Below are 294 nucleotides of genomic sequence, written 5' to 3' on the forward strand. Positions count from 1 at the left end.
TCGCCGCCGGCTTTGCCGTACGGCCCTTCGGCGCCATCGTGTTCGGCCGGCTGTGCGACATGATCGGCCGCAAGCACACCTTCCTGATCACCATCGTGAGCATGGGCGTGTCCACCGCCGTCGTCGGCCTGCTCCCCAGCTACGCCAGCATCGGCGTGGCCGCGCCGATCTTCCTGATCACCCTGCGCCTGCTGCAAGGCCTGGCCCTGGGCGGTGAGTACGTCGGCGCCGCCACCTACGTGGCCGAACATGCGCCCAAGGGCAAGCGCGGCTACTTCACCTCGTGGATTCAGA

Annotated in this window: 1 protein-coding gene; it reads left to right on the forward strand. The window is 68.0% G+C overall.

Annotated elements, in window-relative coordinates:
• Positions 1-294: MFS transporter (locus M2D63_RS25655; protein WP_285865879.1), on the forward strand; the 294-nt coding region annotated here is incomplete at both ends.

The sequence above is a fragment of the Pseudomonas sp. BJa5 genome, from assembly GCF_030272875.2.
Taxonomy (GTDB): Bacteria; Pseudomonadota; Gammaproteobacteria; order Pseudomonadales; family Pseudomonadaceae; genus Aquipseudomonas.